The organism is Nakamurella sp., assembly GCF_044224575.1.
GTDB lineage: Bacteria > Actinomycetota > Actinomycetes > Mycobacteriales > Nakamurellaceae > Nakamurella.
The window spans coordinates 131,993-151,661 of the sequence record NZ_JBGAKE010000008.1; the positions used below are offsets into that span (position 1 = coordinate 131,993).

The 19,669-nt window shown below is 68.3% G+C and carries 17 protein-coding genes; 9 read left to right on the plus strand and 8 right to left on the minus strand.

The window, feature by feature from the left end; all coding sequences use genetic code 11:
• Nucleotides 1–22: 22 nt before the first annotated feature.
• The gene (locus ACILSK_RS11370) at nt 23–943 is read right to left on the minus strand and encodes an ABC transporter ATP-binding protein (RefSeq protein WP_395727269.1); all 921 of its coding nucleotides are present in this window, start codon (nt 941–943) and stop codon (nt 23–25) included.
• 47 nt (nt 944–990) lie between these two features.
• Nucleotides 991–1,680: a TetR family transcriptional regulator gene (locus ACILSK_RS11375; protein WP_395727270.1), complete on the minus strand. Its 690-nt coding sequence runs from the start codon at nt 1,678–1,680 to the stop codon at nt 991–993.
• Nucleotides 1,681–1,939: 259 nt separating this feature from the next.
• Here ACILSK_RS11375 and ACILSK_RS11380 point away from each other — a divergent pair, with 259 nt between their 5' ends.
• Nucleotides 1,940–3,067, plus strand: a complete 1,128-nt coding sequence (locus tag ACILSK_RS11380; protein ID WP_395727271.1) for an Ig-like domain-containing protein — start codon at nt 1,940–1,942, stop codon at nt 3,065–3,067.
• Between the two features lie 31 nt (nt 3,068–3,098).
• On the opposite strand, the gene ACILSK_RS11385 is transcribed toward ACILSK_RS11380, so the two are convergent.
• Nucleotides 3,099–3,317 carry a dodecin gene (locus ACILSK_RS11385; protein ID WP_395727272.1) on the minus strand — a complete coding sequence of 73 codons (219 nt, stop codon included), beginning with the start codon at nt 3,315–3,317 and terminating at the stop codon, nt 3,099–3,101.
• A gap of 400 nt (nt 3,318–3,717) precedes the next feature.
• Here ACILSK_RS11385 and ACILSK_RS11390 point away from each other — a divergent pair, with 400 nt between their 5' ends.
• The 6 genes from ACILSK_RS11390 (at nt 3,718) to ACILSK_RS11415 (ending at nt 12,587) form a co-directional block, all read left to right on the plus strand.
• Nucleotides 3,718–5,079 carry an MFS transporter gene (locus ACILSK_RS11390; protein ID WP_395727273.1) on the plus strand — a complete coding sequence of 454 codons (1,362 nt, stop codon included), beginning with the start codon at nt 3,718–3,720 and terminating at the stop codon, nt 5,077–5,079.
• 59 nt (nt 5,080–5,138) lie between these two features.
• Nucleotides 5,139–5,579, plus strand: coding sequence for a universal stress protein (locus ACILSK_RS11395; RefSeq protein WP_395727373.1), 441 nt, complete (start codon nt 5,139–5,141; stop codon nt 5,577–5,579).
• A 109-nt stretch (nt 5,580–5,688) separates the two neighbouring features.
• Nucleotides 5,689–6,624 carry an IclR family transcriptional regulator gene (locus ACILSK_RS11400; RefSeq protein WP_395727274.1) on the plus strand — a complete coding sequence of 312 codons (936 nt, stop codon included), beginning with the start codon at nt 5,689–5,691 and terminating at the stop codon, nt 6,622–6,624.
• Nucleotides 6,625–6,642: 18 nt separating this feature from the next.
• Nucleotides 6,643–7,638, plus strand: a complete 996-nt coding sequence (locus ACILSK_RS11405; RefSeq protein ID WP_395727275.1) for a magnesium transporter CorA family protein — start codon at nt 6,643–6,645, stop codon at nt 7,636–7,638.
• Between the two features lie 226 nt (nt 7,639–7,864).
• On the plus strand, nt 7,865–10,663 hold the full coding sequence (locus ACILSK_RS11410) for an AAA family ATPase (RefSeq protein ID WP_395727276.1): 2,799 nt from the start codon (nt 7,865–7,867) through the stop codon (nt 10,661–10,663).
• Between the two features lie 172 nt (nt 10,664–10,835).
• Nucleotides 10,836–12,587: an amidohydrolase gene (locus tag ACILSK_RS11415; protein ID WP_395727277.1), complete on the plus strand. Its 1,752-nt coding sequence runs from the start codon at nt 10,836–10,838 to the stop codon at nt 12,585–12,587.
• Nucleotides 12,588–12,641: 54 nt separating this feature from the next.
• Here the strand turns inward: ACILSK_RS11415 and ACILSK_RS11420 are convergent, their stop codons facing one another.
• Nucleotides 12,642–13,898, minus strand: a complete 1,257-nt coding sequence (locus ACILSK_RS11420) for a benzoate/H(+) symporter BenE family transporter (protein ID WP_395727278.1) — start codon at nt 13,896–13,898, stop codon at nt 12,642–12,644.
• Between the two features lie 188 nt (nt 13,899–14,086).
• On the opposite strand from ACILSK_RS11420, the gene ACILSK_RS11425 reads away from it, so the two are divergent.
• Entirely contained in the window at nt 14,087–14,611 is a 525-nt protein-coding gene (locus ACILSK_RS11425; RefSeq protein WP_395727279.1) for a LuxR C-terminal-related transcriptional regulator, read from the plus strand.
• A 79-nt stretch (nt 14,612–14,690) separates the two neighbouring features.
• On the opposite strand, the gene ACILSK_RS11430 is transcribed toward ACILSK_RS11425, so the two are convergent.
• The 4 genes from ACILSK_RS11430 to ACILSK_RS11445 are packed head-to-tail and all read right to left on the minus strand — an operon-like array spanning nt 14,691 to nt 17,627.
• Nucleotides 14,691–15,608 (minus strand): catechol 2,3-dioxygenase, encoded by a 918-nt coding sequence (locus ACILSK_RS11430; RefSeq protein ID WP_395727280.1) that lies wholly within the window; start codon nt 15,606–15,608, stop codon nt 14,691–14,693.
• A complete protein-coding gene (locus ACILSK_RS11435) occupies nt 15,605–16,060 on the minus strand; it encodes a 2Fe-2S iron-sulfur cluster-binding protein (protein WP_395727281.1) in 456 nt (151 codons plus the stop codon). The genes ACILSK_RS11430 and ACILSK_RS11435 overlap by 4 nt, the downstream gene beginning before the upstream one ends.
• The gene (locus tag ACILSK_RS11440) at nt 16,057–16,827 is read right to left on the minus strand and encodes a 2-keto-4-pentenoate hydratase (protein WP_395727282.1); all 771 of its coding nucleotides are present in this window, start codon (nt 16,825–16,827) and stop codon (nt 16,057–16,059) included. The genes ACILSK_RS11435 and ACILSK_RS11440 overlap by 4 nt, the downstream gene beginning before the upstream one ends.
• Entirely contained in the window at nt 16,824–17,627 is an 804-nt protein-coding gene (locus ACILSK_RS11445) for a 2-keto-4-pentenoate hydratase (protein ID WP_395727283.1), read from the minus strand. The genes ACILSK_RS11440 and ACILSK_RS11445 overlap by 4 nt, the downstream gene beginning before the upstream one ends.
• A 620-nt stretch (nt 17,628–18,247) precedes the next feature.
• On the opposite strand from ACILSK_RS11445, the gene benA reads away from it, so the two are divergent.
• Nucleotides 18,248–19,657, plus strand: a complete 1,410-nt coding sequence (benA, locus tag ACILSK_RS11450) for a benzoate 1,2-dioxygenase large subunit (RefSeq protein WP_395727284.1) — start codon at nt 18,248–18,250, stop codon at nt 19,655–19,657.
• Nucleotides 19,658–19,669: the final 12 nt, after the last annotated feature.

The window sequence follows — 19,669 nt, forward strand, 5'->3', positions numbered from 1 at the left end:
GGGGGCGCTTGGCCGGCGGTGGTCATCTCTGGCTCCCGGCGGCCAGTCCGGCCAGTTCGTCGCCGTAGTGGCGAAGGAACAGCTCCTCGAGCGAGGGCGGGTTCGCGACGAGGGCGCGCGGCCGGCGCGCCGCCAGGGCAGCGAGCACGCCGGGCAGCTCGGCCTCATCGACTGCGAAGGTGGTTTTTCCGCCGGAGGTTTCGAAGTCGTGGACGCCGGGCATGCTGGCCAGGTCGGCCGCCCCCTGGTCGAGCACCACCGTCACCTGTGTGCGGGTCAGGTGCCTCAGCTGCGCCATGGTGCCCGTCTCGACGGTCACCCCGTCCCGGATGATCGCCACCCGGTCGGCGAGCTTTTCGACCTCGGCGAAGATATGGCTGGACAGCAGGACCGACCGGCCCCGCGCCTTCACCTCCCGGATCGACTCGGTGAAGGCGGTCTCCATGATCGGGTCGAGGCCGCTGGTCGGCTCGTCGAGCAGCAGCAACTCCGCGTCCGAGGCCAGCGCCGCGACCAGGGCAACCTTCTGACGGTTGCCCTTGGAGTAGGTGCGAGCCTTCTTGGTCGGGTCGAGTTCGAAACGCTCGAGCATCATCCGTTTACGGTGGGGATCGAGCGGGCCGGACAACCGGCACAGGATGTCGATTGCCTCGCCGCCGGTCAGATTTGGCCAGAGCGTCACGTCGCCGGGCACGTACGCGAGGTGTTCGTGCAGCCGCACCGCGTCGGACCACGGGTCGCCGCCGAGCATCGAGGCGCGACCGCCGTCCGCCTTGAGCAGGCCGAGCAGGATGCGGATCGTCGTGGTCTTGCCCGAGCCGTTGGGCCCCAGAAAGCCGGTGACCTGACCGGTGGGGACCTGCAGGTCGAGGCCGCGCAACGCCTGGGCGCGGCCGAAAGACTTCGTCAATCCCTCGATCTCGACAGCCAACTGATTGCTCATGCTGATTCCTTGGCAGAGTTGTTGGGCGAAAAATGTGGTGTGTGCCGTCAGGCGGTCCGGGAGCCGGGATCGGCGGCGGCGTCCGGCGCCCGTTCGAGGTAGAGCAGGTAATCCTCGAGCATGCTGCGATCGGCCAGCAGCCCTTCGGTGAACAGCTCGAGAGTCGGCAGGATCTGGTTCTGCCGGCTGTTGCGCATCGATTCCACGAACGCCTCGGGCGAGGGGTCGGGCGCGATGAGGAACTGGATGAGCATCGCGCCCATCGTCTGGTAGGCGAGGTAACGGGTTCGGGCCTGCTCGTCGCGTGAGGGGCGCACCAGCCCGGCGGTCACACCGTGCGCCATGATCTGGCCGGCGCTGTCGATCAGGTGCTCCAGGAATTCCTGCGCAGGACGCCCCCCGGCATGGATCGCCCGCAGCAGGTACACCGTGAGCTGCGCCGCCGGGCCCGGTTCGGCAAGGTGGTCGAACAGATAGCCGCTGGAGTCGGCGATGCTGCCGGACTTGAGCCCGTGATACCGGCGCAGCACCTCGGCGTCGCATTCCGCCCGCAGGCGCTCCTTCGAGCCGAAATGATGGGTGATCAGGCCGGGTGAGACCCCGGCGCGTGCCGCGATCGCGCGGAACGAGGCGCCGAAACCCTGCTCGGCGAAACAGGCGATCGCGGCATCGCGAACCTTGGCCCGAGCGGTGAGATCCGATGCGGGACGGTCGTGCGGGCCGGGGACTGTACGCACACCCAGGACGCTATACACGCGCCCAGCGGGCGGGCATGGGTCCAAGGTCCCGGTCTGCGCGGCGGTTGGCCTTCCTCGCAGTGGGCTTGGTCACCGCTGCGACGGCCAACGGATTCCGGGCCGTGGCGTCTGTCGGTCGGCGTGATCCCTCGCTTTTCCGGGTCGGCCGATGTCAACGATACGGAGGACACAGCGAATGATGCACCCGAGGCGCCCGATCCGGGTCGTGGCCGCAGTTGTCGCGGCAACAGTCCTGGCGGTGACCGGTGCGTGCGCCGGGCCACTGGGCGGTCAGGCCGTCCCGGCCGCGGAGGCAACGCCGATCGCGGCGGTGACGGCCTCACCAGCGCTGGGCGGGACCGACCTGTCGCCGGCGCAGCCGGTCACCATCTCCGTCGCTCGGGGCACCATCAGCACGCTGACGCTGACCAGCCCCACCGGTGCCGAGGTGAAGGGAACGCTGTCTCCGGACCGGACGTCGTGGACACTCGCCGAGCCGCTCGGCTACGGCAAGACGTACAGCGTCACCGGGTCCGCTACCGGCTCCGACGGCAAGGCTGTCCCCATCGACGGCAGCTACACCACCGTGAGCCCGGCCGACAAGATCACCAGCAAGATCTCCCCCGGGGACAACGCGGTGGTCGGGGTGGCGGCCCCGGTCATCATCCGGTTCGGCTCGGCACCGGCCGACCGCTCGCTGATCGAGCAGCACGTCAGCATCACCACCACCCCGAAGGTCGAGGGCGCCTGGGCGTGGATCACGCACGACGGCGACACCTGGCCCTCGCTGGACTGGCGACCCAAGGACTACTGGCCGGCCGGTACCACCGTGCACGTCAGCTCCGACCTCTACGGCCTGGACCTCGGCGGTGGCACGTTCGGTGGTGACACGGTGACCAGCGACTTCACCATCGGCCGCAATCAGGTGGTCAAGGCCGATGCGAACGCCCACACCATGGTGGTCCAGCAGAACGGGGTGACGGTGGCGACATACGACGCCTCGTACGGCAGCGGTGATGTCATCGGCGACCCGAACCGGGTCACCCGCTCCGGCACCCACATCGTGATGGACAAGAAGGAAACCACCACGATGAGCAACCCGGCCTACGGCTACACCGACGTCACCGAGCACTGGGCGGTGCGGATCAGCGACAACGGCGAGTTCATCCACCAGAACCAGGCCACCGTCGCCGATCAAGGGGTGGACAACGTCAGCCACGGCTGCATCAACCTGTCCGCGCAGGACGCCCAGGCCTACTTCCAGACCGCCATCTACGGCGACCCCGTCGAGGTGTCCGGCACCAGTGTCCAGCTGTCCCCGGCCGACGGCGACATTTACGACTGGGCCATCCCGTGGAGTGAGTGGACCACCCTGGCCGGCAATTGATCCGCACAGCCGCCGGTATCCGGTGGAATGGCTAGCCTTCGGGGTCCTCGAGCCGGAAACCGACCTTGAGGGTGACTTGATAGTGATTGACCTCGCCGTCGTGAACGGCGCCGCGCACGTTGACCAGTTCGAACCAATCCAGGTGACGCAGGGTCTGATTTGCCCGAGCAACGCCATTGCGAATGGCGGTGTTGACGTCGGACGTCGAGGTTCCGACGATTTCGCTGATTCCGTAGGTACGATCGGCCATCCGTCTGTATCCCTTCCTGTTGTCCACCTGCAGCGGCCGACGACCGGACCCGAGGTTGTGCCCCAGGTTTCGCCGCCGAGCAACGGCTGTCGACCGACGATGACGGCCGGCGCGGGGGTGATCAAGCCCAGGTTCCGTCCAACGGAAGGCTCGGGCGGTCGGCGCGCCCACGGCGGCTGACGACGGCGTCGCTCGGCGCGATCGAGTCGTTCCGTTCGACGGAAAGGCATCTTGCGTGAGACGGGCCCAGTCCCCATTGTTCTGACGGACCGACCACACCGCCGCGTCGGACCCGACACCACCCGGTTCGCCATCGCCGCCACCCTCGACCGCGGGGATGCCGGACCGGTGCGCACGCCGGCGCCTCGTTGCACCGCCGCAGAACCGAAGGAGAGGCCCGATGAGCACAGCTCGGCAAATCACGGAGGACGAACTCAACGCGAGACGAAGTCGAACGGTGGTCTGGGTCGTGACGATCTCGACCATCGGCCTGATCTTCGACGGATACGACCTGGTCGTCTACGGCGCGGTGGTGTCGACCTTCCTCAAGGACCCCACGCAGATCGGCGAGGTCACGCCCGCGTTGGCCGGAACGCTGGGCAGCTATGCGCTGATCGGAACCCTGGTCGGCGCGCTCCTGGCCGGCTCCGTCGGCGATATCGTCGGCCGGCGCAAGGTGATGCTGACGGCTTACGCATGGTTTTCGGTGGGGATGCTGGTGACCGCCCTGGTGTCGAATTCGACCATGTTCGGCGTGATGCGATTTGTCACCGGCCTGGGCGTCGGCGCCCTGGTGGCGACCACGGGGGCGCTGGTGGCCGAGATCGCACCGGCCGGCAAGAAGAACCTCTGCAACGCGATCACCTACTCCGGGGTCCCGATCGGCAGCCTGCTGTCGGCCCTGCTGGCGATCATGCTGTTGGACTCCATCGGCTGGCGCGGGATGTTCATGATCGGGGCGTCGCCGCTGCTCGTCCTGCTGCCGCTGGCGATCTTTCGGATGCCCGAGTCGGTGGCCTGGTTGGTCTCCCGGGGGAAGATCGATCAGGCGCGGGCGCTCTCGGAACGGACCGGCGTGCCGCTGCCGGAGGCTCCGACCGCGGCCCAGGAGGCGGCCAAGCGCGAGAAGGTCGGCTTTGCCGGGTTGTTCAGCCGCGGCTACTGGTTGCCGACGATCCTCCTGGGCTTCATGAGCGCGTCCGCGCTGATGCTGGTCTATGCGCTGAACACCTGGTTGCCGGTCCTGATGGAGGGAGCCGGGTTCAACACCAAGGGCTCCCTGTCCTTCCTGCTGGTGCTCAACGGTGGGGCGATCGTCGGCGCGTTGATCGGTTCCCGGGTGGCGGATCGGTTCGGGCCCAAGCCGGTCGTGGTGGCCAGCTTCGTCATCGGTGCCGGGGCGATGCTGCTGATGACCTTGAGCCTGCCGCTCGCGCTGCTCCTGATCTTCGTGAGCATCGTCGGCCTGGGGACCAGCGGGACCCAGATCCTCATCTACGGGTTCACCGCGGGCTACTACCCGACCCCGATGCGCGGCGCCGGGGTGGCCTGGTGCGCCGGCTTCGGCCGCCTCGGCGGGGTGGCCGGACCATTGCTCGGCGGGTTTCTGCTGGCGGCCGGATTGGCAGTCAGCACCATTTTCTTCGTGCTGGCCGGGATCGGTATGGTCGGCGCCCTGATCACGCTGCTGGTGCAGCGCCCCAACCGGCCGATGGAGATCCACTCCACGCCGATCGAGCCGTCGGCGGCGGCGACGTCCTGAGGCCGGGACCCCGACCTGGACGAAGTGAGACCTCCCACGCCTGACAGGAGACCTTGACGATGTACGACCGGATGCTCATCGCGATCGACACGGCGTTGGACAGTCCCGACAACTCGATGCGCCGGGCGATTCAGTTCGCCAGGATGTCCGGGGGCACCGTGCACCTGCTGCATGTTGCCCGCGGGCACGTCGTCGCCTCGGACATCAGCGCCGGGTCCGGCCTCGGGGTGCTGCCCGGGGAGGACGACGTCGACGTGCACGAGCGCGAGATCGTGCAGCGCGCGGTCGACGAGATGGCCAGGGCCGGGATCCCGGTCCACGGCGAGCTGGTCAACGCCACGGAACACGATGCGGCGCAGGTCATCGTCCAGCGGGCGCGGGACCTGCAGGTCGACCTCATCGTGCTGGGCTACCAGCACTACCGGGGCTCGACGGTCGCCGACCAGGTGATCAGGCAGCAACCGCACTGCTCGATCCTGCTGGCCCGCCCGCCGGAGTGACGACGCATGTGGATGAATGCCCTCGGCTCACCCGGGGGCGGCCGGGCTGCGGTGGCCGACCGGCCTGCGGTGTGGGTATTCCGGTAGGGGTGGTTTGAAAAGGTGTGTGATGGCGGGAAATTCTAGCCAGCCAGGGCGGTCCGTGGTCAGCAAGTTCAGTGCGATCCTGATGACCTTTCGGCGGGGTGGGTCGCACAGTCTGTCGGAAATTGCGAGCCTGTCGGGCTTGCCGATCTCGACGACCCATCGCATGGTCAACGACCTGGCCGACTGGCTGGTTCTCGAGAAGGACCCGGACGGTCGAACCTATCGCCCGGGACAGGCGCTGCAATCCTTGCTGGGTCACACGGGGTGCTCGACCAGGAACATGCGTGATCGGGGCGCGCCGTGGTTGGAGGACCTGCATCGGGCGGTCGGCGCGGATGTCCGGTTCGGCATCCTCGAGTTCGGCGCGGTGAGCTTCATCGAAAAGCGTCGACACGGTCCGGTCAGCCAGTTCTCGGCGGCGGCGACGCTGCCCGTGCATGCCACGGCGGGTGGCAAGGTGCTGTTGGGTTACCTGGCGGATCGGGAACTGCGGCAGATCCTCGACCGTCGGTTGACCGCCTTTACCTCGCGCACCATGGTCGACCCCGAACAGCTGCGGTGGGTCGTCAAGAAGGCTCGGGTCAACGGATTCGCGTGGGCCGACCGCGAGCTGCGAACCGACGGCGGGACGATTGCCGCACCGGTCTTCGGGACCGGCGGACGGATCGTCGCGGCGTTGGAGGTCGACGTCGGCGATCCGGCGGGCGCGTTCGAGTGCGTGTGGCCCGCGCTCTCCGTCGCCGCATCCGGTCTGTCCAGGGAGTTCGAGCGCCCGTGTGAGCACTGTCGGTCGAGGATCGCAGCCGGTGCGGACGGGACCGAACACCCGCCGGAGGCGCCGGATCGGCGAGGCCGACGGTGGGCGACCGGACCGGGTGCCGGGATCCCGAGCGATGTCGGTTCGATCGAGTGGCTCGATCGCCGCGTGCCCTCCGGCGCGACGCCGACGGCGCGGTGAGGGTGACCGGCCCGATCGATGGAGATCCGATGGATCGGCCCGGAGGGGCCGGTACAGATCGACTCGTCGGAGCTGTCGGCCTATGTCGGTCGGCCCGACGGCGTCCTGTGGGTGCATTGCGACAATGGAGACGAGCCCGGGATCGACGCGTTGACGGCCTGGGTGCGTCCGCGGCCCGAGGATCTGCTGGACATTTCCAGCCGTACGCCCGTGCCCAAGCTCCACATGTATCCGGATCATCACTTCAGTGCGATCAATGGCCTGGTGCGGGGGACCGACGGTCTGCTGCATTTCCAGCCCCTCAAGGTCTTCCTCACCGAGCACGGACTGTGGACGGTCTTCGGGCCCGCGACCCGGTCGCTCGATCGGGCGGAGGTGAATCGCGACATCGACGCCGTTCGCGGCCAGGTCGATCGGAATCTGTTGAGGCCGACGTCGGCATTCGACCTCTTGTCGACCATCCGGAGCGTGATGCTCAGGGGGCAGGAGGAGATCATCGCCGGTGGGGCGCGGCGGGTCGCCGATCTCGAGAGCCGGGTGATGGTCAGCGATCCGCTCGTGGCCGAGAGCGTCCTGCAGGACCTGTTCGAACTCCGGCACGACCTGCAGATCATCCGGATCAACGCCGCGCAGGCCTACGAGCTCTACGACGGTCTGCTCGACACGCTGGAGGTCGACGACCGGTTGCTGCCCGTCGATACCCGACTGCTCGGACTGCTCAAGCAGCGGTACGGCCATCTGAAGAACTCTGCGGATCTCGAACGGGAGTATCTCCAGGAGGTGCTGGATCTCCTGCAGACCCGGGTGTCCAACGAGCTGAACAGATTCGTTCGGAAAATCACCGCCTTCGGCACCATCGCCGTCTCCTGGACCGTGATCGCCGGGGTCTACGGTATGAACTTCGTCTCGATGCCCGAACTGAACTGGGCGTACGGGTACCCGGCGGCGCTGGTGTTGATGCTGGTCACCGGCATCGTCCTGTGGTACTTGTTCCGCCGTCAGCGATGGTTGTGACGAGCGGGGTGGCGGCGACTAGAGTCGGTGTCGAGCTGATGGGAGCCAGCCATCCGCGGGTTCGGGTCGGGTCCTCGCCGGCCAACCGTGCGCGCCGGTGAACGCAAACCTGGTGCCCGGACCTGTGCGACCCCGGCGGTCCCCCGGGGGGATCGCTCGCGGTGTTGCCTCGAGGACAACGAGCTGATGGATCGTGCGCAGCGACGACACGGGACCGAGGAGTGGGATGCAGGCCTTCAGCCATACGAACTCGTTCGTTGGGCGAACCGCCGAGCTCGCAGTGCTCAAGGAGGAGTTGGCGGCCACGCGGTCGGGGTCCCCCCGGGTCGTGCTGATCGAGGGCCCGGCGGGGATCGGCAAGTCGGCCATCATCGACCGCCTGCTGGCCGCCGAGCCCGATCTGACCGTGCTGAGGGCGGCCGGTGAGCGGTGGGAGGCGTTCGTCGCCTTCGGGGTGGTCGATCAGTTGATGCGATCGACCAAGGTCAGCCGGGCTCGGCTGCTGGCCGATCGCCAACGCTCCCTGCCGGTCGAGGAACCGGTCGGGGTCGGCCAGCGGGTGCTCGAGGCGATCGAGGACCTGGAGGCCACCTCGCCGGTTGTGCTGGTCGTCGACGACGTGCACTGGGCTGATCTGGATTCGTTGCGTGCGCTGTTGTTCGTGACGCGGCGATTGGTCGATGCCCGGGTGCTGACCCTGCTGGCCGAGCGGCCCGAGGACGCCCAGCGGCTCCCCGAGGGGTTGCGGCGACTGGCCGACGGTCGAACCGGCCGGACCATCGCGCTGGCACCCCTGCCGGCCGCCGACATCCCGGTACTGGCCGGACTGCTCGGCGTGCCCGCCATTTCCGGCCGCGCCGCGCGCCGGCTGTACGAGCACACCGGCGGCAACCCGCTGTACATCACCTCGCTGCTGTCCGAGGTGCCGCAGGATCGCTGGAAGAGCTGGGAGCCGGTGCTTCCCGCGCCCCGGACCTTCGCCGCGCAGGTCATCCGCCGGATCGAGGCGTGCTCCCCGCCGGCGCGACGCCTGGTCGAGTCGGCCGCAGTGCTGGGCGCGCACGCCACGCTCGCCGACCTGGCCGAGATGGCGGGTGTCGAGGAGATCATTCCGGCCCTGGAGGAGGCGACCGAACTCAATCTGCTGCGCCTGGTCGACGACGAACCGGGATTGGGGGGTGTCACTTTCGTCCATCCACTGGTCCGGGCCGCTGTCCATGGCCGGTTGGGGCCCGCCCGGTTGGTCGATCTGCATCTGGCGGCGGCCCGCCTGGTGCAGGACGAGGCGGCCGCACTGCATCACCGGGTGATGGCGGCCACCCAGCCGGATCCCGAGCTGGTGGAGCAGCTGTCGGAGTTTGCGCGCAACCGCGCGGCGGAGGGAGCGTGGGCGACCGCGGCATCGGCCTTCCTCGAGGCGGCCCGGCTCAGCGGGGGGCGGGAGGATCGCGAGCAACTGTTGTTGAAGGCCGTGGACGCCATGATCGGCGCAGGTGACCTGCAACAGGCCGAGGCCTTCGCCGAGGAGTTCGTCGGATTCCAGCCGAACGCCATGAGCCAGGCCACCCAGGGCTACCTGGCCGTGTTGCGGGGGCGGCTGGCCGAGGCGGACGAGTTGCTCCGAGCGGCCTGGGAAAGTGCCGACTCCGAAGCGGATCCCGGAGTGGCGGCCGTGGTCTGCCAGCGACTGGCTCTGCACGCGGTGGGTCGCCTGCAGGGTTCCGAGGTGGCCAGGTGGTCGCGGCGGGCGATCGACATGTCCTCGCGCGAGGATCCGGTGCGGGTCGAGGCCGAGGCACTGCTGGGACTGGGACTGGGACTGCACGGCGATCTCGCCGGTGGGCTGCGCTCCTACGAGGCGGTGCGGTCCGAACTGACCCGGATGCCGAACCCGCCACCTGACGACCGGGTACGGATGGCCACCGGCTGGCTCCGGCTGGTCGATGACGATGTGGTCGGCGCCCGAGCGATTCTCGCACCGACCGCCGCGGCTTCGTTCAACGCCGGCAACGTCCGGATCGCCGTCTGGTCCTATGTCTGGTTGGCGCACACCGATTTCGCCCTGGGCGCGTGGGATGACGCCACCGCGCCGGCGTCACGAGCGGTGTCGTTGTTGCAGGAGACCGGCCACGAATGGCTGCGACCCCTTGCTCATCTGGCGGCGATCCTCGTGCCCGCCGCGCGCGGGGCGTGGACCGCTGCGGAGGAACACGCTCAGCTGGCGGGCGCGAATCCGGGCGATTACGAGCTGATGCAGGTGGCGGCGGGGCTTGCCCGGGCCCACCTGGCCGTCGCCCGCGCCGATCACGAGGGGGTGCTGCGGGCCCTGGAACCGGTCGTCGACCTGGCCCTTCGGGAGGGTGTCGACGAGCCCGGGTTCTGGCCCTGGCAAGACCTCTACGGTGACGCGCTGGTCAGCGCGGGACGCCTGGACGAGGTCGATGAGTTCCTTTCCGCCCACGAGGACGCGGCCGCGCGTCGAGGCCGCCGCTCGATGGTGGCCAGGCTCGCCCGAGTGCGCGGCCGGTGGGCGGCGGCCCGCGGGGACATCCCGGCGGCCGAGGCGGCCTTCACCCGCGGCCTGTCCGACATCGCCCCGCTGCCACTGCCTTTCCAGCGTGCACTGCTGGAGTTCGCCTACGGCCAGGTGCTGCGCCGAGCGGGCCAGCGGCGCGCCGCCGCCCATCAGTTGCAGGGAGCTCGGGACCGGTTCAGCCGGCTGCAGGCCCGGCCCTACCTCGACCGGTGCGACCGCGAGCTGGCGGCCTGCGGGCTGGCTCCGGCCAAGCGCAGCACCTTCGATCCGAGCCGTCTGACGGCCCAGGAATCCGCGGTGGCCCGGCTCGTGGCGATGGGGATGGGCAACCGCCAGGTGGCGTCTGAACTGTTCATCAGCATCAAGACCGTTCAGTTTCATCTCACCCACATCTACGCCAAGTTGAACATCAACTCGCGGGCGGAGCTGGCCGCGCAATTTCGGGACGTCGAAGGCGAGGAGGAGCAGGACCCTGGTTCGGCCGGCTGAGCGCCCTGGACACCGCACCCCGGGCGAGTACCCGGGGCGAAGGACAGGTCGGCGCGAATAGCCTGCCCTGACACGAGTGGGCGATGCATTTCCGACGTTCCGGATCGGCATCGAAGGGCACATCGCCTCCGCGACTGCCGCTATGGGCGTCGGCTCGCCACGCTCGCTCATCGTGCCGACCACTGAGGGGACCATCGTGGATCTGGAGAGCATCCGAACCGTCGCTGCGCACGAGGTGAATCGGCGCCGGCTCCTGCAGGGGCTCGGTGTTGCGGCCGGGGCGGGCGTCCTCGGGCTTGCGACCTCCGATCCCGTCCATGCCGCGACGGCCGGATATGACCTGGCCAAGGGGTACGTCGCCGGCAGCTACGAGCCCCCTGCGGATGATGCACCGAAGTCCCCGGCCAAGGACACGGCGTTGTCCTGGATCAACGACAACGCCGCCGCGGTGACCGGGCTCAGCGATGAGATCTGGGGGTATGCCGAACTGTCCCTGCGCGAGTGGGAATCGTCGATGGCGATCGCCAAGATGCTCTCGCGCAACGGGTTCAGGATCGAATGGGGGACGGCGGGGTTGCCGGCGGCCTTCGTCGCGACCTACCAGCAGGGGTCGGGTGGTCCGGTGCTGGGTTTCAACGGCGAGTACGACGCCCTGCCGGGACTGTCGCAGACTCAGGGCGAGACCACCCACCAACCGTCCATCTACAACGACGATCCCTACGCCCCGACCTACGGTCCCGGGCACGGCGACGCGCACAACACGCTGGGTGCGGCCACGGCGGGCGCGGCCATCGCGACCGCCAAGGCGCTCCGCAGGCACCGGCTGAACGCGACCCTGAAGTACTTCGGCTCCAGCGGTGAGGAGCAGTTGGTGGGCAAGGCCTACGCCGTTCGCGACGGGTTCTACCAGGGGCTGGACGTTTTCCTGGATTGGCATCCCGGGCCGACCACCGACGCCAGCTGGGTGCCATTGGCCACCCTGACCTCGGCCACCTTCAGCTTTCTCGGCGCGGCCGGCCACGGGGGGAGCCCGCTGGGCAACAAGAGCGGCCTGGACGGCGCGCTGCTGATGGCGCACATGACCGAGTATCTGCGGCAGAACAACGTCGCGCCCTCCGCGCGGATGCATTATGCGATCGTCAACGGCGGCGGCGGCCCGAATGTCGCCCCGGACCTGTGCTCGATCTGGTACTACGTCCGTGAGGGCAGCCCGGACCGGACCAAGATCCTTTACGACAAGGTGGTCAAGTGTGCCGAGGCGGCTGCATCGGCGAGCCAGACTCATCTGTCCTATCGACTCAACTCGAGCATCTGGAACACGATCGGCAACAAGGCGGGTGCCGAGATCGTCTACGCCAACATGAATGCCATCGGTCCGCCGACCGTGGGGGACCAAGAGGTGGCGTTCGCCAAGAGCCTGCAAGGCGAGCTCGGTCGCGACCAGGTCGGACTTCCGCAGGCGATCGTCCCCCTCGCGCCGCCGAATCCGACATTCGTCGGCGGGCCGTCGTCGGACGTCGGCGACGTCAGTTGGATCACCCCACGCATCGGCTTCTTCGCCGCGATCTGGCCGCCGGGGGTTCCGTTCCACAACTGGGCCACTACGGCCTGCAGCGGCAGCGCGATCGCCCACGCGGGCCTGCTGGCTGCCGCCAGGTACCTGGCCGCGACCGCGATCGATCTGATCGTGCAGCCGGATCTGCTCGCCAAGGTACGGGCCGAACATGCCGAACGCACCAAGGGCGTCACCTGGGCGAGCCTGCTGCCGGCCGACCTGCAACCGCCGATTTACCAGCCGCCGGACGATTTTCTGCGCAAGACCGGTCAGAAGTGGCCGCCGCCGAACATCACCTGGCCGGTGGAGCCGATCATCGCCAGGGAGAAGCTGGGCACCGTCGGCCCGGCCCTGCCACCGATCACCTGACGCGAGGCCGGGTGCGACGTCCGGACGGCGAGCTGAACGAGTTCTTCGACGGCTTCATGACGCGTCGCGATGGATTCTGAAATCGCCCCGTTCCAGGATCAGCGAGGTGGCGATCCCGGCCACCAGGCCCCAGAACGCCGCCCCGATGTTGGCGATGGTGACGTCGGAGACCGTCACGATGAAGGTCACCAGCGCGCCGAGTGAACACCGACCCCCGAAGGCCGTGACGAACGCGACCTGCAGCACCCGGAGCATGGCCAGCCCCGCGAGGACACCGATGAACGCCGGCGGCATGCCCAGCATGGCCCGGGTGAACAACGGAGCGAACAGGCCGAATCCGATCGCCAGCAGGCCGTTGACGATCCCGGCCGTGTACTGCCGGGTGCGCTCGCCGGAGGCCACCAGCAGTGCGTTCGTGGGCCCGGTCAGGCAGGTGCAGACGCCGCCGACAGTTGCCACCAGGACGGACCAGGCGCCGCAGGCCAGGGTGACGAAGTTGACCGGAACGGTGTGGCCAGCAGTCTTGAGCACCGCCAACCCCTGCCCGTTCTGGACCACCAGGACGGTGATGGCCAGCGGGACGACCAGCTCGACCATTGCCTGGATCGAGAACTGGGGGACCACCAGAGCCGGTTGGGCCAGATAGCTCTGGTCGCCCGGGGCCGGCTGGAAGCGGCCGAGCACGACCACCATCACCACACCCACCAGGAGTGCACCGATGATCGGTGGCATCCACCGACCCGGTCCGCGCAGGGCGGACAGCAGGACCCAGGTCACGACCATCGGCGCAGCGATCCAGACGTCGGCCTGCACGGAGGTCACCAACCCGGTGCCGAAGCGCAGGAAGACGCCGGCCACCATGCCCATCACGATCGACAACGGGATGGCCGACATCAGGCGGCCCACCCAGCCGGTCAGGCCGAGGGCGAACATGAAGACCCCGGTCGCCATGAACGCTCCGACCACTTCCGGCCAGGTCAGGTGGGACAGCGCCGGGCCGACCAGCACCGTCCCGGGAATCGTCCAGAAGAACGCCATCGGCAGCCGGTACAGCCAGCAGGCCAGGATCGTCAGGATGCCGTTGAGCACGAACACGCCGAAGACCCAGGACGTCAACTCGGCATTGCCCAGGCCGCCTTCGGTGCCGACCGCCAGGATGACCGCGACCGGACCCGTCACCGAGAAGATGATCGCGATGAATCCGTTGGTCACGGAGGTCGCACCGAAATCCGCGACCAGCTGCCGGCCCCCGGCCAGCGGCCTCGGCGGGCGTTCGATCAGCCGCGCTCGACGAGGTTGTTCATCTACCACTGCGCGCTCCGTTGGGTATCATCGAATTCCGCCGCACACCGATCGACGCCGATTGGAATGATGATTCGACCACCGTTGCGCCCGCAGCCGCATCCCCGTTCGGCAGGTGAGCGGGGACGATCGGTCGTCCGGATGCCGAGCCGCGCGCCGTTGCGCGGCTCCGGCCCGTGGCGCGGGTCCGGGCCGAGATGACGCGGACGATTCAAGGAAGCTCCCGCGCCGATCCGATCCGCCGTGCGTCGGAAGAGACCGTGCCCCTGCGGATTCGAGCGACGGAGCCCTGCGAGTTCGGTGCGCATCGCCGGCTGACCGCCCAGGAGGCGACGATCGGCAGAATGCTGGTGGAGGGCATGGACGAACGGCAGGTGGCGGCCGAACTCTGCATCGGTGCAGTGGCCCTGCGCGCCCATCTCGCGCGAATTTGCGCCAAACTCGACGTCCCCGGCCCGGCCGACCTCGTCACCGTGCTCGGCCGCGGGACCATGCTCGACTTCGATCCCCGACAGATCGGTCGGCCCGCCGAGTCCGGTGTGCCAGTGCCGGCGGCGCGGCTGCGATTGACGCCGCAGGAGGACGCGGTTCATCGGCTGCTCCGGTGCGGCCTGGACGAACGGCAGGTGGCCGCCGAGCTGTTCATCGGCATCGGCGCCGTCAGATCGCATGTCGCCCATATCCAGGCCAAGCTCGGCATCGAGGAAAGAATTCGTCGCTGACGTTCCGGTGCCGGGTGGGTCGGGGCCGACGACCGCACCCGGGGTGCGTCGTCGACCCTGACCGTTCCAGCCGGATCGATCAGGTGAACACGCTGGTGAAGGCGTCGTTCAGTTCACGTGCATGGTAGAAGATGCCCTTCGCGAGCTGGTCGACGGTCCAGTTGATGGTCGGGAAGTCCTTCTGAACCCGGTACCCGAGGCCGGCGAAGACCTCGTTGCGGTTGCCCGACGGATCGAAGAAATAGATGGTCGTCCCGCGGGTGATGCCGTGCCGCGTCGGGCCGATGTCGATCGGCACGTCGTCCATCGAGAAGATGTCGCCGGCCTTCAGGATCGCGCTCCAGTCCTCCAGATGGTAGGCGAAGTGGTGGAGCTTCTCGTTCGGGCCCTTGATGAAGGCGATGTCGTGCGGGGACTCGCCGCAGGACATCCAGGAGCCGATCACGTTCGGCTGCTCGATGCTCTCCACCACCCGCTCCGCGGTCCGGAAGTCCAGAGCCTCGGTGAAGAAGCGCTCCATGAGCCCGGGATCGTCGCACGGCACCAGGGCGTGATCGATCCAGTGCGTGCCGACGCCCCGGACGTGCCGGGGCCAGGCCTCCGGATTGAGCGACCCGGTTTCGGTTCCGACGAACTCCATGTCGGTGTAGAGCTCCAGGGCGTGCTCGGACGGCAGGGTGATCCGGACGGCCTCGCCGACCTTGAGATTCTCTCCGGCGCTGACCCGCCCGGTGCTGGCGCCGAAGTTCTGCGCCCGTTTCTCGAAGGTCTCCAGGTCGTCCGGGCTCTCGACCTTGTAGCCGAGCTTGACCAGGCCGACGCCACCCTCCTCGAGGACCAGGGAATGGTGGTCCCATTCGTCCCAGCACTTGAGCCAGAGCTTGCCCGGCTCCTCGGCCACGACCTCCATCCCGAGGGTGTTCGAGTAGTGGTTGCGGGCTTCTTCCAGATCGGTGACTCGAATGTGCACGTATCCGAGCCGAATGACTGCGCTCACGGCTGGTCTTCCTTCCTTTTCGTGGTGTGATTGTCAGCTCGGCCGGCGGCCGAGGTCGTCCTGGGAAAGGCGAATCCGAGAACCTTTCGCAAGCGGTCTCCCTCCTGGAGTTCGATCACGATGTTGGTGATCGGTACGGCCCGGCATGACAGGCAGATGCCGGCCACCCGCTCGTCGCTGCTCAGCACGCTTGCGGCGATCGGCCGCTCGTAGCGCACTTCGCCGATGACGAGTTGCACCTTGCAGATCCCGCAGCCACCGCGCCGGCAGCCCACCCGGTAGCGCAGGCCGGCCCGACCGAGCGCCGCCAGCACGGTTTCGTCCGCGGCCGCCGTTGCGGCGATGCCGTCCGGCTCGATCGTTACGGTGGGCAACGGTCCGGCGTCGTCGGCCTCCACGGGCAACGTGCCCGGCAGTGGTGCCTGACGAGTCGCCGGCCAAGGCTCGCTCATGCCACTCGCACCTGGACCGATCCGAGCCCGTCGAATTCGGCCCGGACGGACTGGCCCCGGCGCAGCGGGATCGAGCTGGTCAATCCACCGGACAGGATCACCTGGCCGGGCTGGATGCTCCGCCCGCGGCGGACCAATTGGTGGGCCAGCCAGCTGATCGCGGCCGCCGGATGCCCCATGGCCGCCCCGCCGGTCGCGGTGTCGATGCCTCGTGAATGCCGGAACACGCACCCCAGCAGCTTCAGGTCGGCCAGCTCCCGGGGTGGACGCGCCGCGGCGCCGAGGACGACCCGGGCGGCCCCGGCGTTGTCGGCGACCGAGTCCACCAGCCGAAAGGCCGTGCGGTACCGGGAATCGACGATCTCCAGGGCCGGCATGACCGCCTCGACCGCCGCCAGAACCTCCGCCAGACCGAGGTGATCGCCGATCTCGCGACCCATCACGAAGGCCAGTTCGGGCTCGATCTTCGGGCTGATCAACTCGTCGAGTCGGACCGGCTCGCCGAACGGCACGACCATTGCGCTGGTCAGATGGCCGTAGACGGGGCTGTCGATGCCGAGCGCGAGCTGTTTGACCCGGCTGGTCAGGCCCAACTTCAGTCCGACCAGCCGCTCACCGGCGGCCAGTCGCTGTCCGTAGAACAGCTCCTGAGCCGCATAGGCGGTCTCCGGGCCGAGGAATGGATTCGCCCGGGTGAACGGCAAGATGCCCGAACGGCCGCGTTCCGCCTCGATCAGTCGATCGGCCATCGCCCGGGGGTCGGTCATGACGCACCACCGGTGAACCGCACGCCGACCGCGCCGAGGCGGGCGAACTCGGCGCAGAACTCGTCGCCCGCCCGGACCGGCACCATCCGGTGCAGCGCTCCGGCCAGCACGACGTCGCCGGCCCGCAGGAACTCGCCGTACTCGGCCAGCTTGTTCGCCAACCACGCCAGGGCCCGGACCGGGTTGCCCATCACCGCCGCACCGGCCCCGCTGTCGATCGGAACACCGTTGCGGTAGAACAGGACTCCGAGGTGGCCCAGATCCAGGGCCGGTGTCAGGGGGGCGAACCCGGGTCCGATGACCACCCGCGCGGACGACGCGTTGTCGGCGATGGTGTCCGACACCCGGATCCGCCAATCGGTGATGCGGCTATCACCGACCTCGATCGCCGGCACGACACAGTCCACCGACCGCATCGCGGTCACGGTGGTGACACCCGGTCCGGACAGATCCGTGGACAGGACGAATGCCAGCTCGGCCTCGACCCGCGGCTGCACCAGATCGCCGAGCGCCAGTTCGTCCTCGTCCTCACGGAACATGTCGGACAGCAACACACCGAATGTCGGCTCCGTGACGCCCAGCACCGCTTGCGAGGCCCGGGAAGTGAGCCCGACCTTCCGGCCGCGAACGACCGATCCCTGCTCCAGCCGCCGCGTCACGTTGATCCGTTGGACGGCGTACGCATCGGACGGGCTGAACATCGAGATCCCGTCCGTGATAGGTGGAATGGCCGTTCGGTTCATTTCCGCGCGCCACAGCGCGTCGGCCAGTTCGGCCACCGCGACATGTCCGCTCGGCACTGCACACACTCCTCGGCTGTCGTTGGACGAAGCGGGCCACCGACCTCGTTCGCGCACCGGACGGTCGAAGTGGCGACCGAATGCGATGCGGCGAGCGAGACGGGTCCGCCGCGCAGGTCGCGCAGACGCCCGAGGTCAGGCTGCCACGTCCGCGGGTCGGTTGGCCCAGGGCAAAGGCCTAGGTTTGCCCTGGTGGTACCAGGCGGTAGGCCGACCCGACCGCCCCGTCATCGAGTCCGTGATCGGCGTTGTCCGCACTGGTGAAATCGGTTCAGCGGCCGAGGGTGCGGCGTACCGGGGACCGCTCGTGCGACCCGCGCGGTCCGCGATGAGGGCCCGGGGCGGCGCGGCGAAGCCGGCCGGCCGGGTTCGCTCCGGCGCACTCCTAGGCATTCACCCAGCGCGAAGGCGCCGATCGCCGGGCAAGCTGACCAAGCCCCGCCGGTCGCAGGCCAATCGACGCCGAAGATGTGTTGCGCCCGCCGGCGGCCCTGCCGCGGCAGGGCCGTTCACGTCGGGCACGCCGCGTTGTCCGCTCGCCGCCGGCTCGACCGGTTTCGGGCGTCAACGGTTCGCAAGCACGTACCGCCGCCACGAACGGACTGGAAAGGACTGCACGCATGACAGTCACGCTCGAGGACGTCAAGTCCAAGATCGATTCAGCCATTGTCGACGACCCGGAGAAGGGCCTGTTCAGGGGTCGACGGGAGGCCTTCACCGATCCGGAGATCTTCGAACTCGAGATGAAATACATCTTCGAGGGGAACTGGATCTACCTGGCTCACGAGACCCAGTTGCCCAACAACAACGACTACCTGACGACCTACATGGGCCGGCAGCCGATCGTCATCACCCGGGACAAGACCGGCGAGCTGCACGCGCTGATCAACGCGTGCAGCCATCGCGGTGCCATGCTCTGCCGCCGCAAGAAGGACAACCGGTCGACGTTCACCTGTCCGTTCCATGGCTGGACGTTCAACAACTCGGGCAAGTTGCTCAAGGTCAAGGATCCCCGGGGCGCCGGCTACCCCGAGCAGTTCAATACCGAGGGCTCGCACAATCTCACCAAGGTCCCGCGGTTCGAGTCCTATCGTGGCTTCCTGTTCGGCAGTCTGAACCCCGACGTCCCCCCGCTGACCGAGCACCTCGGTGGCGCCGCCAAGATCATCGACATGGTCGTCGACCAGTCTCCGGACGGGCTCGAGGTGCTGCGCGGTTCGTCGACCTACACCTACGACGGCAACTGGAAGCTGCAGGCCGAGAACGGCGCAGACGGGTACCACGTCAGTGCCACCCACTGGAACTATGCCGCGACGACGGCGCGGCGCAGCAGCGGTGAGTCGGCCACCGAGACCAAGGCGATGGATGCCGGTCAATGGGGCAAGCTGCGGGGCGGTTATTACTCGTGGGACAAGGGGCATGTGCTCCTCTGGAACGAATGGGGCAACCCGGAGGACCGGCCGCTGTGGAACCGGCGGGACCAGTGGATCGAGCAATTCGGTGAGGCGCGGGCCGACTGGATGCTCAAGTACTCGCGGAACCTCTGCCTCTATCCGAACGTGTACATCATGGACCAGTTCGGTTCGCAGATTCGGCATTTCCGTCCGATCTCGGTGGATCAGACCGAGGTCACCATCTACTGCATCGCGCCCAAGGGTGAGAGCGACGGCGCTCGGGCCGCCCGGATCCGCCAGTACGAGGACTTCTTCAACGCCAGCGGCATGGCGACGCCCGACGACTGCGAGGAGTTCCGGTCGTGCCAGAAGACCTTCCTGGCGACGGCCGCCCCGTGGAACGACATGAGCCGGGGCGCCGTGCACTGGATCGAGGGCGGCGACGACGAGGCCAAGGAGCTGGGCCTCGACCCGGTGTCCAGCGGGGTCAAGACCGAGGACGAGGGTCTGTACATCACCCAGCACTCGTACTGGCAGAAAGAAATGCAGAAGGCCGTTCAAGCCGAGATGGATGCCGAGCTCGCGTTGAGCGACGGCCGGCCCAACGGCAGCGCCGGCAACGGCCGAGCCAACTGACCAGGACGGAGC